This window comes from Bradyrhizobium sp. CB3481 (genome assembly GCF_029714305.1).
Classification (GTDB): Bacteria; Pseudomonadota; Alphaproteobacteria; order Rhizobiales; family Xanthobacteraceae; genus Bradyrhizobium.
Window position 1 is genome coordinate 3,583,417 of the sequence record NZ_CP121647.1, and the last position, 13,035, is coordinate 3,596,451.

16 protein-coding genes and 2 pseudogenes are annotated in these 13,035 nt (G+C 60.6%); 8 read left to right on the forward strand and 10 right to left on the reverse strand.

Features of this window, described 5'->3' with window-relative positions:
- Positions 1 to 151: 151 nt before the first annotated feature.
- The 3 genes from QA643_RS17300 (at position 152) to QA643_RS17310 (ending at position 1,895) form a co-directional block, all read left to right on the forward strand.
- Positions 152 to 391, forward strand: coding sequence for a hypothetical protein (locus QA643_RS17300; RefSeq protein ID WP_283034295.1), 240 nt, complete (start codon positions 152 to 154; stop codon positions 389 to 391).
- Between the two features lie 168 nt (positions 392 to 559).
- A complete protein-coding gene (locus QA643_RS17305; protein WP_283034296.1) occupies positions 560 to 745 on the forward strand; it encodes a DUF3606 domain-containing protein in 186 nt (61 codons plus the stop codon).
- An 862-nt stretch (positions 746 to 1,607) separates the two neighbouring features.
- Positions 1,608 to 1,895 carry a hypothetical protein gene (locus QA643_RS17310; protein ID WP_283034297.1) on the forward strand — a complete coding sequence of 96 codons (288 nt, stop codon included), beginning with the start codon at positions 1,608 to 1,610 and terminating at the stop codon, positions 1,893 to 1,895.
- On the opposite strand, the gene QA643_RS17315 is transcribed toward QA643_RS17310, so the two are convergent.
- Positions 1,873 to 2,154, reverse strand: a complete 282-nt coding sequence (locus QA643_RS17315; protein ID WP_283034298.1) for a DUF2934 domain-containing protein — start codon at positions 2,152 to 2,154, stop codon at positions 1,873 to 1,875. The two genes, QA643_RS17310 and QA643_RS17315, sit on opposite strands and share 23 nt — an antisense overlap.
- A 201-nt stretch (positions 2,155 to 2,355) precedes the next feature.
- On the opposite strand from QA643_RS17315, the gene QA643_RS17320 reads away from it, so the two are divergent.
- A complete protein-coding gene (locus QA643_RS17320; RefSeq protein ID WP_283034299.1) occupies positions 2,356 to 2,721 on the forward strand; it encodes a hypothetical protein in 366 nt (121 codons plus the stop codon).
- A 378-nt stretch (positions 2,722 to 3,099) separates the two neighbouring features.
- Positions 3,100 to 3,628 (forward strand): annotated as a pseudogene (locus QA643_RS17325) (Ku protein); the annotation flags it as partial.
- A 26-nt stretch (positions 3,629 to 3,654) separates the two neighbouring features.
- Here QA643_RS17325 and QA643_RS17330 read toward each other — a convergent pair.
- The 9 genes and pseudogenes from QA643_RS17330 to QA643_RS17370 all read right to left on the reverse strand — a co-directional run.
- Positions 3,655 to 3,853 (reverse strand): annotated as a pseudogene (locus QA643_RS17330) (NYN domain-containing protein); the annotation flags it as partial.
- 306 nt (positions 3,854 to 4,159) lie between these two features.
- Complete coding sequence (locus QA643_RS17335; RefSeq protein ID WP_283034300.1) at positions 4,160 to 4,570, reverse strand: hypothetical protein; 411 nt, start codon at positions 4,568 to 4,570, stop codon at positions 4,160 to 4,162.
- A 194-nt stretch (positions 4,571 to 4,764) separates the two neighbouring features.
- Positions 4,765 to 6,384 (reverse strand): chaperonin GroEL, encoded by a 1,620-nt coding sequence (gene groL / locus QA643_RS17340; protein ID WP_283034301.1) that lies wholly within the window; start codon positions 6,382 to 6,384, stop codon positions 4,765 to 4,767.
- Positions 6,385 to 6,422: 38 nt separating this feature from the next.
- The gene (locus tag QA643_RS17345) at positions 6,423 to 6,737 is read right to left on the reverse strand and encodes a co-chaperone GroES (protein WP_283034302.1); all 315 of its coding nucleotides are present in this window, start codon (positions 6,735 to 6,737) and stop codon (positions 6,423 to 6,425) included.
- A gap of 257 nt (positions 6,738 to 6,994) precedes the next feature.
- Positions 6,995 to 8,110 (reverse strand): glycosyltransferase family 4 protein, encoded by a 1,116-nt coding sequence (locus tag QA643_RS17350; protein WP_283034303.1) that lies wholly within the window; start codon positions 8,108 to 8,110, stop codon positions 6,995 to 6,997.
- A 41-nt stretch (positions 8,111 to 8,151) separates the two neighbouring features.
- Positions 8,152 to 9,054 carry an RNA polymerase sigma factor RpoH gene (gene rpoH, locus QA643_RS17355; protein WP_283034835.1) on the reverse strand — a complete coding sequence of 301 codons (903 nt, stop codon included), beginning with the start codon at positions 9,052 to 9,054 and terminating at the stop codon, positions 8,152 to 8,154.
- Between the two features lie 211 nt (positions 9,055 to 9,265).
- Complete coding sequence (locus tag QA643_RS17360) at positions 9,266 to 9,469, reverse strand: hypothetical protein (protein WP_283034304.1); 204 nt, start codon at positions 9,467 to 9,469, stop codon at positions 9,266 to 9,268.
- Positions 9,460 to 9,759, reverse strand: a complete 300-nt coding sequence (locus QA643_RS17365) for an NADH dehydrogenase ubiquinone Fe-S protein 4 (protein WP_283034305.1) — start codon at positions 9,757 to 9,759, stop codon at positions 9,460 to 9,462. Before QA643_RS17365 ends, QA643_RS17360 begins: the two co-directional genes overlap by 10 nt.
- Before the next feature lie 310 nt (positions 9,760 to 10,069).
- Positions 10,070 to 10,309 carry a hypothetical protein gene (locus QA643_RS17370; protein ID WP_283034306.1) on the reverse strand — a complete coding sequence of 80 codons (240 nt, stop codon included), beginning with the start codon at positions 10,307 to 10,309 and terminating at the stop codon, positions 10,070 to 10,072.
- A 504-nt stretch (positions 10,310 to 10,813) separates the two neighbouring features.
- On the opposite strand from QA643_RS17370, the gene QA643_RS17375 reads away from it, so the two are divergent.
- The 3 genes from QA643_RS17375 (at position 10,814) to QA643_RS17385 (ending at position 12,369) form a co-directional block, all read left to right on the forward strand.
- The gene (locus QA643_RS17375; protein ID WP_283034307.1) at positions 10,814 to 11,266 is read left to right on the forward strand and encodes an Hsp20 family protein; all 453 of its coding nucleotides are present in this window, start codon (positions 10,814 to 10,816) and stop codon (positions 11,264 to 11,266) included.
- Positions 11,267 to 11,365: 99 nt separating this feature from the next.
- Entirely contained in the window at positions 11,366 to 11,851 is a 486-nt protein-coding gene (locus QA643_RS17380) for an Hsp20/alpha crystallin family protein (RefSeq protein WP_283034308.1), read from the forward strand.
- A gap of 155 nt (positions 11,852 to 12,006) precedes the next feature.
- Complete coding sequence (locus QA643_RS17385; protein WP_283034309.1) at positions 12,007 to 12,369, forward strand: SPW repeat protein; 363 nt, start codon at positions 12,007 to 12,009, stop codon at positions 12,367 to 12,369.
- The last annotated feature ends 666 nt before the right edge of the window (positions 12,370 to 13,035 follow it).

The following is a 13,035-nucleotide window of genomic DNA, read 5'->3' on the forward strand; positions in this document are numbered from 1 at the left end:
TAATTGGTTGGTCATCGGCCGCTCGCTTTCGCGTTGCCGCGGTTGAAATGAGGCTGCCCCGCAGTCCATTCGCGCAGTTCGGCGTGCAAAGTTCACCCCTGTTCGCGATATAGAGGCCCGTTTTTTCCAAGTTGATGCTTAGGAGGCGCCGATGTCGCGTTACTATTTTGACATCCGCGACGGTGAAGACTTCACCAAAGATGACGAGGGGATAGAGTTGCCGGGAATTGCGGACGCCCAATTAGAGGCCGCCGCAGCCTTGGCAGAAATTTGCAAGGACTTTCATACGAAAGATCCCAACCCATTGGGGTATCCCTTGTCCGTTGAGGTTAGAGATTCGAACGGCCGCCCCATGCTGGAATTAGCGTTTCGGTTTGTCGCGCGCCATTAGAATTAGTCGCGAGATGCGCAGCCCCATTGAGCCGAGACGCAGGCTCTGGCAGGCTGCACGATCAGTATCACTCTCTAATTTTTTCCCAGCGATGAGCTTGCGCCTTCGGGAAGAAAAGGAACCGGAAACATTGTGCCGCGTTGCTAGCGCAACAGGAGGTATCGCGGGATGGCGACGGCAAAGAAGAAATCCAGCCGCGGGCGCAAGCAGGACCGGGCGCGCGTGGCGGGCGGTCAAAATTATGAGGTGCGCTATGAGGCAAAGAAGACGGGACGATCGGCGAGCGCGGTAAAGAAGGCGGTCAAGAAGGTTGGCAGCAGCCGGAAGCGCCTTGAGCGGCAGCTTGGACGTTAGGAACGCCAGTCAGGGAAGTGGGTTGACCCGCGTCGCATCTTCACCCGATGCGACACCTCAGCCCGAGAAGGGGCCTCAGCGGACGATCTGAGGCCCTTTTCTTTTGGACGGGGAAAGTCATGCAGTACTGTGTGCGGTGTGACAACAATCGCTGGGTTTGTGAGAACCATCCCGATCGTCCGTTCTTAGGCGAGAAGGCTTGCGATTGCGGTGGCGCCGGCGCGCCCTGTCCGACCTGCAACAGAACCGATCCGACGGATCCGTCTGAGATTCCGGCAATGCCTCCCGGCTTCACCCCAACAAGGGATTAGCCCTTCTTCCATTGACTTTGATCAAGGCCTTTCGTTCGGTAGTCCGCCTCCATTGCGCATGAGTTCGCCTGAAGAGAAGCCTTCGCCGCCGGCGTCCCACCTGAGGCGCATGCTTGAGGCCGATGCTGCCGATCGGGCGATCATCGAAAAGCTGCGCCGTAAGCTCGATTGATCAAAAAAATACGGCCCTGACGGGAGCTCTAATCACGTCAGAACCGTCAGTGATCCCGAGCTTGCGCAGCGGGACCATTTTAGTTTGTGAGTGTGTCCCACCATGCGAGGGGACAATGACTTAAATCGGCGTGCTGCACTGTCGTTCCTAGCTTGTTGCTGCAAAAGCAGAACGTTACGAAGGTATTTAGGCACTATCTATTTTCGAGCGTTTTGAGCGTTCTTGAAAAGTTCTGCCTCCCGATAAAATTAAACCGCTGGTGCTACGATCGCCCGACACGCATACTGTTTCCGTCACCGCGTTGTCCCGGGCATCTATCGGTGATGAGAACGCCGATAGCGCTCCCGCCTAGCCAAGCGGCAGGGGATGGAGATGAGCTATGGAGCGTATTAATCCGCCTCAGTTCGACGAACGGCATCCAGCCGAGCACGCGCAGCAAGCTTGTACGCAAGGTTATCGCGCCTTCATTTTGGGTGATGACGGCCATGTTGAAGGTCGTGTCGATCTGCAATGTAGCAGTGATAGCGAAGCCATCAGGATGGCACGGCAACTCGTTGACGGGCATGACGTCGAGTTATGGCAACTGGATCGGAAGATCGAGACATTCAGCCACGTTTCAACTCCCCACCGAAAGACTGAGCCGGTCAGTCCTCGTCACGTTCGCTAATTTCGGTCTCGGCGCGGAGCCAGAACTCCAAGTCCCGGCCTTCCGGGCACCCGTTCTGCTCCCAAAGCTCGCGGGCGCGGGCCCTGATCTCATCCTGGGTTCGGCGCGCGGCTCGACGCTGCCGCAGCTTAGCTCTCAGATCCCCAACGAACTGAAGCAATCGCTGTACGGTCGTCTGGTCGGTAATCCTGCTGGCGAGCCGGTTGGCTTGCTCGATTTTGCGCTCTAGTTCGCGGGGATCGATCTCGCTGGAATTCATTGATCATCCTCCGTCTAATATGACGGTTGATGACGGGGATTAGTTCATGTGGGCGGGTGCTCGCGCCTGAAATGGTTGATCGGCGCTGCCACTAAAGGCGAAAAGGCTCTGGGGAACTTGTTCCCCGGAACAGAAGTTCCCCTGAGCGGGCTGGGAGGAACTCATGCAAGCAGCCATTGATCACGTCACGCACACATACGGATGATGGTCAATCTTACACCCGCACAGGAGCGCAAGGCCCGCGATAAAGTGACCACCTTCCTTGTCGACAAGGCAGGTACTGAACACACGCTAGGGCTTCCTCAAGAAGTGAGTGTCCGGCGGAATGTAGGATGGATCGTGCCCAGAAACCATTACGACATTCAGCCCCGGAAATTGGCGCTTCGCATATTGCGCAAGTTGGACGCCGGATCATTCCCTGAGTATTCGCTAATAGCCACGTTCAAGCCGTTGCACGCCGCATTGGCCCAGCCGGAGCTGTTTGCCAACACCGTGATTGAGTGGATCGATCAATCCAGTCCAGCTGTTAAGAGGCTCGTAGGATCGCTGCAGAAGCAATACGTCTAATGATGACGCATGAATGCCGCGCTTCAAGGTGGCATTGAAGAGTTGCCGTCTGACAGAAGGTTCATCGCGATGCTTCTAAGAGAAGGGTTCAGCCGCACGTCCTCCTTATCGCTGGGCAATTTGGGCGCGGAGTCTTGATCGTCTCAGCGGTTGGGTTGGCGGGATAGCGCAGAGGCGAAGCATCACTAGGCCGGCTGGATGCACTCGACCGCCATGGCGTCTGCTATTAGGCATTCGACCATCGGGGCATGTGCACGGACGCGCGGTGGAATAATAGGCCTTCCGGCTGGCGGCCGACGATTAGCGCGGCGATGCCGCGCCTGAAGTGCCTCCACCCTCTGGTTGCTCCCGGTCGGCGGTGATCGATCTACAAGATTCCGCGAGACCATCCGGGAGATGAACAAGGTCGCGATCGGCCGCGTGGTCTTGACCAATCGCGAGCACATCATTGCGCTTGAGCCGCTGGATAAAGGGCTGGTCGGTACCTTGTTACGCTACCCCTACGAAGTGCGCTCCGAACAGGAGTATTTCGATGACATCCAGGACGTCAAAGTTACGAGGGACATGCTCGATCTCGCCAGGCATATCGTGAACCAGAAGTCTGGACGTTTCGAGCCGGAGAAATTTGAGGATCAGTACGAAACAGCCCTGATCGACCTCATCAACCAGAAGCGTGCCGGCAAGCCGATCACGTCAAAGGAGCGGCCGCGCGGCGAAAACGTGGTCGATCTGATGAAGGCATTGCGACGAAGCGTCGGCGGGGCTGCGGCCGAAACGAACGCTACGAAGAAGCCGGTGAAGACGCCGCGCAAGGCGGCAGCCGGACAGAAGGAAATGTTGATGCCGATCGCCGGCAAAAACGGCGGCAAGAAAGCCGGCAGCCAGGCCGCAGCGCAAGTCCGCCTGATTGGGATACCGCGTGATCGGAGAAACGCGCAATTCGTCGGCGATCATCGGCGGCCGGCTCGATATCGTCGAGACAACAGTCACCCGGACGCCGCGGCGCTGTACCGCTTCGATCAGTGAGCGGAAGTCGCCGTCGCCCGAGAAACTGGATCATCTGATCGATATTCCCGGCGAGCTCCACGGCGTTGACGGCGAGCTCGATAGCCGTGTTACCCTTGAGCTTGCGGTGACCACACCTAGTCCGTCGGTCAGTCGCATTGGTCGTTAGTCCTGCTGATGAGGCACTCCGACGACGACAATCCATTCGCGGCAGTCGGCTCGTCCCCGAACAGGCTTGGTCGAGGCGTTCGTACCCAGTTCAGTCGCGCCAAGGAGGTTGTTGTTACCCTGCTACGCGGATGCAATTGGCGGGCTGTCGGCACTCTCCGAGCCGCCCAGAGCAGCGCCGACGTCTCGTGGGTCCCCCCGGGGACTGAAGGCCCGCCGAGGCCCTGGTCCGGCGGGCGGAGTTTCAGGCGGCTGCAGCCGGTGATCATAGCACCGAGACTGCAAGCAATGTCGGGCGCGCGATGTTCGCCGACGCCGGGATCTCGGGGTTCAAGAGCTGAACGACGGTGCCGTGAACTCGTGTGGCACCGGCGCGAGCCAATATGGGCGTCTGCGGCGGCCTCAGCGTATCGACCTTCAAGGTGTTGACGCCCGCATTCCACGTCATCCATGGCATCGACTCGAGATGGGGAATCGGCGGGAGCGCGATCTTCTTTTCGAAGGCGTCGGCCGCAGCAGGTTTGCCCGGCATACGATCCATTCCCCAGGCCGGCAGCGACGGCAGCATGAGTAGCGCAGCCATCGACGCCGCGAGTATCCGCCGCACCAGGCGTTGCGCGGGGACCATCTGGGATTTCTCCGCCCGAGCGGAGATAATGGTGTGATCGGCGATCATCTCATCCTCCTATCGTTCGAAAAAGACTGATCCAGGCGATCGTGGTGCAGCTCAGGGTGAACATCAGCCAGTGCACGGCGGCCGCGCCATTCCTACGCAGCCTTCGCTGAAGATTTCTGCTCATCTGAAAGCTCCTAATTGTCGATCTGTCCTTTCCTGGTTCGAGGGATAGGTCTGTTGGCTTGTCCGCCAAGCTAGAAGTCCATCGGCGGCGCGGCCGGGGCTTCCGCCTTCTTCGGTTTCTCGGCGACGAGCGCCTCGGTGGTGATCAGGAGCGCGGCGATAGACGCGGCATCCTGCAAGGCCGTGCGAACCACCTTGGCCGGGTCGATCACGCCGGCCCGCACCAGATCCTGGTACTCGCCGGTCGCCGCGTTGAAGCCCCAATTGTAGTCACTTTTCTCAATCAGCTTGCCGACTATCAGCGAGCCGTCTTCTCCGGCATTCTCGACGATCTGCCGGGCCGGCATCTGGATCGCGCGCCGCACGATGTCGACGCCGGCTTTTTGGTCGGCGTTGGCGGTCTTGACGCGTTCAAGCGCCTTGAGCGCGCGCAATAGCGCCACCCCGCCGCCCGGCAGGACGCCTTCTTCCACCGCGGCGCGCGTCGCATGCATCGCATCGTCAACGCGATCCTTACGCTCCTTGACCTCGACTTCCGTGGCGCCGCCGACCCGGATCACGGCGACGCCGCCGGCGAGCTTGGCAAGCCGCTCCTGCAGCTTTTCGCGATCGTAATCCGATGTGGTCTCCTCGATCTGCAGCTTGATCTGGGCAACGCGCGCCTCGATGTCCTTCTTGGCGCCGGCGCCGTTGACGATGGTGGTATTCTCCTTGTCGATTACCACCTTCTTGGCCCGGCCGAGCACGTTGAGCGTGACGTTCTCGAGCTTGATGCCGAGATCTTCGGCGATCATTGTGCCACCGGTGAGGATCGCGATGTCCTCCAGCATCGCCTTGCGGCGATCGCCGAAGCCCGGCGCCTTGACGGCTGCGATCTTCAGCCCGCCGCGCAGCTTGTTGACGACCAGAGTCGCCAGCGCCTCGCCTTCGATGTCCTCGGCGATGATCAGCAGCGGCTTGCCCGACTGCACCGCCGACTCGAGCAGCGGCAGCATCGATTGCAGTGCGGACAGCTTCTTCTCATGGATCAGGATGTAAGGGTCTTCGAGCTCGGCCCGCATCTTTTCGGCATTGGTGACGAAATAAGGCGAGATGTAGCCGCGGTCGAACTGCATGCCCTCGACCACCTCCAACTCCGTATTGAGGCTCTTTGCCTCCTCCACCGTAATGACGCCTTCATTGCCGACTTTCTGCATGGCCTCGGCAAGGAAGCGGCCGATCTCGGTGTCGCCATTCGCCGAGATCGTGGCGACCTGGGCGATCTCGTCGTTCGCGGTGACCTTCTTGGCGTGCGATCGGAGATCCTTGACGATCGCCTCGACCGCGAGGTCGATGCCGCGCTTGAGGTCCATCGGGTTCATGCCCGCAGCAACGGATTTCGCGCCTTCCTTGACGATCGATTGCGCCAGCACGGTCGCGGTCGTCGTGCCGTCGCCGGCGATGTCGCTGGTTTTGGACGCCACCTCGCGAACCATCTGCGCGCCCATGTTCTCAAACTTGTCTTCGAGCTCGATTTCCTTGGCGACCGTGACACCGTCCTTGGTGATGCGCGGCGCGCCAAAGGATTTGTCCAGCACCACGTTGCGCCCTTTCGGCCCGAGTGTCACCTTGACGGCGTTTGCCAGCGTATCGACGCCGCGCAGCATGCGGTCGCGCGCTTCCGTTGAGAATTTTACCTCCTTGGCAGCCATGACGTTCTCTCCTTTCCCCTTCAATGACTGTCAGCGCTTCAAGCGACTTTCTTCGTTGCGGAGCTCTTCTCGACCACACCCAGCAGGTCGCTCTCTTTCATGATGAGAAGTTCTTTGCCGTCGATCTTGACCTCCGTACCAGACCATTTGCCGAAAAGGACCCGATCGCCAGGCTTCACGTCGAGCGGCATCAATTGGCCCAGTTCGTTACGGCCTCCCGGACCGGCGGCGATCACCTCGCCCTCCTGCGGCTTTTCCTTCGCGGTGTCCGGAATGATGATGCCGCCGGCAGTCCTCTCCTCGGCATCGATGCGTCGCACCAGAACGCGATCGTGCAATGGACGGAAATGCATGCACATCCTCCCTGCAACTCAGCAATGTCATCAGAACCGGGGCCGTAACCGGCCCTCCGGCAAAATCGACCTAGGCGCGGCAAAGCTGAGGTCAAGAGGAGTTACGCAAATTTTTTCGACACCGCCGGCAGAAGTTTCCGCGACGACGTTGCCGCGACACCGCGGAGCCGTCACCTGGGTGATCTCAGGCGGGACGGCGCGGCTCTCCTTGCCGATTTTCCGCAGTGCCACAGGTCCGTCCCTTCAATTTACGCGGCTTACGCCGCCGTGGACGCTTCCGGGGCCGTGTCCATGGAGGGCGGCCGAACACGCAGCGAGTGCCGATAGCCGGAGCTGGGCGTCGGAAGCCTGCGAAGCATCCTCTGGTAGATTCGGCCGTACTCCGCCGCCATGCGGGCGGAGGAGAAACGTTCCTCGAACCGGGCGCGGACGGCCTTGCGGTTGAGATGCAGCAATCCGGGAACGGCGCGCACCGCCTCGTTGACGTCGGACACGATGCGTCCGGTCAGTCCGTCCTCGACGATTTCCGGGACCGACCCGCAACGGAAGGCGAGCACCGGCGTGCCGCAGGCCATGGCTTCAATCATGACCAGGCCGAATGGCTCCGGCCAGTCGATTGGGAAGAGCAGCGCGGCCGCTTCGCCGAGAAATTCGCCTTTAGCGTTCTCATTGATCTCGCCGATGAACTCAATTCCCGGTTCGTTCAGCATCGGGGCGATGACGCCGCGGAAGTAGGCGTCGTCGGCTTTGTCAACCTTCGCCGCTATCTTGAGCGGAAGGCCGGCTGCCCGCGCAATCGCGATGGCACGGTCGGGACGTTTCTCCGGTGAGATCCGGCCGAGAAACGCCAGATGGCCGCCTTTCGGATTGTAGCTCGGAATGTGCAGATCGAGCGGAAGGCCATGATAGACCGTCGCCACGAAGTTCGCGCCTGGAAGCGGCGACCGCTGCGCGTTCGAAATCGAAACCAGCGGCATGTCCGCAAACCGGCGGTAGAATGGCATATGATCCGGAAGATCCTGCCTGCCGTGCAGCGTGGTCAGCGTCCGGCCGCGTTCAGATCGGAACAGCGGAAAATGCAGATAGTCGGTGTGGAAATGGAGAATGTCGAACTGGTCGGCGCGCTCGCGCACCTTGTCGAGCATGATCATCTGGTGGGGAAGAGCGTCGCGGACGTCGGGGTCGAGGCGCAGCGCGCGAGGCGTGCAGGGGACGAGCTCGGCGGAGGTGATGGAATCCTCGCTCGCGAACAGCGTCACCTGGTGGCCTTGTCGGACCAACTCCTCGGTCAGCCAGGAAACGACCCGCTCCGTTCCCCCATAGAGACGGGGCGGGACGCTCTCGAATAGCGGGGCTATCTGTGCAATCCTCATTTCTGTCTCTCCGGAATAGCCGCTGCGCCAGACGGGGGCCTCTATCCGCTGGGAAAGCCAGGAGACAATCCATCCAAGCGAGCCCCGATCGCGCCCCTGATCTTTTGTAGTGCGCGAACCTCGATCTGGCGGACGCGCTCGCGTGACACGCCGAAAGTGGCGGCGAGCTCCTCCATGGTCTTCGGCTGTTCGGCCAGGAATCGCGCGCCGACGATATGGCGCTCGCGGGGGTTAAGGAGCGCAAGCGCGTCGTCCAGTGCGCTCCTTACCCGGTTGCGATCCTCCGTTTCCGATAGCAGCGTTTCCGGGTCCGGGGCCGGATCAATCAGCCAGTCCTGGATTTCTTCGGACCCGTCCTCCCGAGTCATGGGCAGGTTGAGCGAAGTATCACCCCGGATCCTCCCATTCATCTCGACGACCTCACGCGGAGCTACTTTCAGTTCGCCGGCGATATATTCGGCCTGCTCCGGCGATAGGTCGACGTCCTCGCTTGCAGAAATCCGGTTCTTGAGTTTTCGCAGGTTGAAGAACAGCTTCTTCTGGGCTGCAGTGGTGCCTATTTTCACCAGCGACCAGGACCTGAGAATGTATTCGTGGACTGTCGCCTTGATCCACCACATCGCATACGTCGCGAGCCGAACGCCTTTGTCCGGCTGGAAGCGCTTCACCGCCAGCATCAAGCCGACATTCGCCTCCGAGATCAGGTCGGCGACGGGAAGGCCATAGCCGCGATACCGCAGCGCCAGCTTGGCGGCCAACCGGAGGTGACTTGTGACCAGGCGATAGGCCGCTTCGCGATCGCCGTGCTCGCGCCAGCGGCGCGCGTATATTGCTTCCTCGGTGGCGCCCAACAGCGGAAACTTGCGAATGGTGGTCAGGTAGCGGGACAGCCCGCCTTCCGAACGGATCGCGGGCAGATTCGATAGGGCTGAAAGGGTGCTCATTTCCAATTCCTCCTCGGAGCAAAGTGGGTGAGCTACCGAGCATCCGCCTGGACCCGGAAGCGGCGCCCAAGCGCGTCATGCCGGCGGCGTCCACAGAATGTCGAAGCCTGCGGATTGTTCCCTTCGGATTTGTTTGAAAGTTGAGGCCGGTCAGCGCGGCATCGGATCCGCGGCCGTGATGACCTCGCGGCGGCTTAGGCAGCCTGTGCGGTCATAGGCGCCGCGCTCTCCGCCGTCGCGGTGCCGCGCTCGAGCGCCAGCAGCGCCAGCTCGACCTCGTGAAGGCGGGAGGGCCGGCCACCTCCGGCATGCGTTCGTTGGTCGCCTGATCGATCAAATATTCGGCCCATGCCCAATCGATCAGGATCGAGCGCTTCGCATCGATCGAAAGGCCGGCATCGCGCACTACCGCCATCGGCGAACTCCAAGCTTCCTCGCCGCGCCGATCCTGCCGGGCTTCCGCGCCGGCGACGGCCTCGTCATAGCTCTCGGGAGGGAACCTAATCCGAGGCGTTTGAGGGTCTCATCGGAGAAGGCATGCTTCATCCCGCGGCGCACCGACTGTCGCTGATTTGAGTCAGGCTCGGTTGCGTTCTCGACGACATAGGGGACTCGCTGACTTTCGGCATAACGGATCGCCGCCCGGAGCGTCGGGAAGCTGAGCTCGACGGTCGCGAGCGGGTCGTCGTCGCCGGTCCAACCCATCAGCGGCTGAGGGAGCGCTGCGGCGCTCGAAGGTAAGCCGCCAGCCCTTGCTGCGGGCCGTTCCCGAGGTCATTGCTGACCGCTCGGGCCGAAAGATGCGGGCTACCGCATTCCGTGGGAACGGCGATGGGGTCAAGCGCCTGTCCGGCGTGTGATTGTCGTTGGCGGCGCATGCCGCCTCTGGTGTGGTCTCGTTCACTCCATCGATCGTGGCCATCTTCTCCCTCCCATTTCTGGCGAAGGAAAATCGCTCGCGGCTCGGCATCTATCAAGCCGCGCGCATCATTCATCTGTGCAGGTGGGCCTCCGGTCAGGAGCACCCCTTGCAGATGTCCGGTACAATGTCCTCGGCGCGAAAAGGCCGGCTCGCGCCGGTCGCGCGGTTGGACCCTGTGCTCCGGCCACCGGACAGCGTCCGCTCCGGTGCCTCGCTCTGGACGACCGCGTTCGAACCGCCATACTGCTTCGGCTTCTTTTGCTGGGCGCCGATTGCTTCGCTTGCGCTGAGCAGCATGGCGAATACGACGGCAACTGCGAGTAAACCGCGCATCATTCTCCTCCCAACATTAGCTGTTGCGAGGAGAGAGCCTGATGCGCAGGTTCCTGGATGACGCCGCTATCCGGCCAGCCAGCCGCTGCAACAGACGGGTAACTCCCGTGCTCCAACGAAGCACAGATTGGGCGTGATATGTCGTCTTCATGACCACATCCTCCTGAAAGCAACGTGGATTCCACAGCGCCTTCCCCTTGAGGGGCCGGCGTGCCAATCCTGCTCAGGCCTTGGCAGCGGCCGATTTAGGTCGGCTGCGCGCGGCGTCAAGATCCTGGCGTCAAGAGGTGTGACGTTCGGACGCGCCGCCCTCTTTTGGAGACCGGCCGCGGGCAGTAAAAAATGTAAATGCCCGTGCCGGTTGCAGCCTTGAAATCAAACCGGCTCCTTCTAATTCTTGTAGTGCCACAAGTGTGGCGCCGGATGCCGTCAGGGTCCGGCCAAGGCCGCCGGAAATATCCCGGCGGCGCTCCTATCCATGTTGCTCAAGAGGAGGATATGGCTATGAGAACCTACGATCTGTCCCCGTTCTGGCGTTCGACCGTTGGGTTTGATCGCCTGCTCGACCTCGTCAACGACACGATGAACGACAGCGACAATTATCCGTTGTACGACATCGAGCGTACCGGCGAGGACCAGTACCAGATTTCGCTGGCGCTGGCCGGCTTCAGCCCGGAGGAGATCATCATCACCGCGGAGCAATCGACGCTCACGGTTGAGGGCCGTAAGGCCAACAAGGGTGATCACAACTACCTGTATCAGGGCATCTCGATGCGGCCGTTCCGCCGTGTCTTTAACCTGGCGGACTATGTCCAGGTCAAGGATGCGACGTTCGACAACGGCATGCTCAAGATCGTTCTGATCCGCGAGTTGCCCGAGGCGATGAAGCCGCGTCGCATCGCGATCGAAACCGCCGGCAACGACAACCAGCAAATCGAACAGAAGCAGGCCGCCTGACGCAATTCCCGGCAAGGCTGTCGAACTGCCTGTGCGGGGCTTGGTCGCGCGCAGGTGAGGTCTGTCCAGTGAACATGATGAACAGAAAGGAGGATATCTATGGCACTACGTGATCTCATTCCGTGGAATGACGGCTCTCGTGATCTGAGCCTGCACCGCAACGAGCCCACTCCGTTCCTCGCGCTTCACCGCGAGATGAATCGGCTGTTCGACGATGCGTTCCGCTCGTTCGACATCGCTCCGTTCAGCTCCCAGGCGATGGGCTGGCCGAAGCTCGAGGTCAACGAGACCGAAAAGGAAGTCAAGGTTATCGCTGAACTTCCCGGTCTCGAAGAGAAGGACGTCAACGTCGAACTGAGGAGCGGCATGTTGACGATCAGCGGTGAGAAGAAGAGCGAGACCGAAGATAAGGAGCGCCGCTTCAGCGAGCGCTACTACGGGCGCTTCGAGCGTTCGATCCCGGTCGATGATATCGATCAGGATAAGGTCGGAGCGGCGTTCAAGAATGGCGTTCTCACCGTAACGCTGCCGAAGCTACCTACCGCGCAGCAGAACGTGAAACGGATCGCCATCAACGGCAAGTAACCGCGGGGGCGGGCGGGAGCAATCCGCTCTCGCCCGCGTCGAGGGTGCTGCCAACAACGATACAGGTCAATCGAGCTCGCTCTGGATCGGACGAGGCGCACTGACCTGTGCAACAGAGGAAATTGAAAAGGAGACAAATGTAAGGAGTTGCAACCATGAACACCGTCTGGAAAAAGGACATGATCGCTGATGTGGTCAACCTTGTAATCGGTCTGGGCTTGTTTGTGTCGCCATGGGCCTTCGGGTTCGCCGCTGAAAGTCCCACGAACTGGAATGCCTGGTTGAGCGGCATCCTGATCGCTGCGCTGGCCGTAGCAGCGCTGGCGATCTTCGCCGAATGGCAGGAGTGGATAGCTCTTGCCGCCGGCGTTTGGGTCGCCGTGTCGCCTTGGGTGCTGCACTTCTCGGCCAAGGCAACGGTCACACCGCTCCATGTCATCGCCGGAATCCTGGTGGCGGCTGTTGCTGCTTTGCGAGTCTGGCAACTGCACCAGAGCCATCCGCGTGTGACGGCCTGACGCTCCGCGAGGGGAGGTTGCTGCCAGCTTCCCTTCGCATTTTATCTGCTCGACAGCGCCATTTTTGCTGACCAAGCTTGTTGCCCGCGAGATGAACGATGATGGGTGCTGCAGTGAAAGGGAACACGCCAGTAGCTTCTCGGTCGGCCGTTGCGCCAAGCGGAGAAGCCGTGCTGCTGACTTCGTGCATGTACACGCTTGATAAGAAGCGTCGCCGAGTCCCTGCGGGCCTTACCCCCGAGGAGACGACCGAATTCGAACTCAGCGGAGCAGGACAAGACGCCCGTTGCATATTTTCTGGAACAAACGCCGGCCGACATCGATGCGCCGAAATACCTCCCTGGTGATGCAAAGGACGTTGTCGTTGCCAAAGCTCGTTTCGATGAAGGTTCTGGTGTGTTCTGGCTAGGTGGCCGTCACTGTGAATTCTGCACCAACGATATATTCGGAGCGCGCCTCAAGATCGTTGAGGTGCCGATGGGCACCTGAGCGACGCAGGCATCGCAATATGGAACATATTCCTATAGCGGCCAAATCGGTCTCACCACCAAAGCTAAAGCGGGCACACGTGGGGTTGTCTCACGAACGACGCGGACTTCTGCTGTTGGCCCATCGCCGACCTTCGTTCGGAAGGCCGCGATGTCCGCTCCCGGGAGATGAGGGGAC